Source organism: Pseudomonas sp. SIMBA_067, from assembly GCF_046534675.1.
Classification (GTDB): Bacteria; Pseudomonadota; Gammaproteobacteria; order Pseudomonadales; family Pseudomonadaceae; genus Aquipseudomonas; species Aquipseudomonas putida.
This window is the reverse complement of sequence record NZ_JAWRYH010000492.1, coordinates 1-269: the sequence shown is the minus strand read 5'-3', so window position 1 is coordinate 269 and position 269 is coordinate 1. Positions and strand designations below refer to the sequence as shown.

The 269-nt window shown below is 62.1% G+C and carries 1 pseudogene; it reads right to left on the bottom strand.

The window, feature by feature from the left end:
* Window positions 1–269 (bottom strand): annotated as a pseudogene (locus SB765_RS30030) (MFS transporter); the annotation flags it as partial.

Genomic DNA, 269 nt, shown 5'->3' with positions numbered 1-269 from the left:
ATAGAACAGGGTAATAAAGGTGGCGATGACACCGAAACCCGCCGAACCCATCGCCAGAATCGCACCAAAACCGGCGATTTTCCCCAGCACCGCACGAAACGGCAGGGGTCTGGCCCGGCTGGCTTTTACGGCCGGACGCGGCACCGCGCAGACGATGCCTACCACGCAGATAGCAACAATGACCAGCGACAGCCACAGCAGGCCACCCGCCCGGAATATCACCACGCCGAGCGGCGCGCCAATCGCCATCGCGCCATAAGTGACAATGC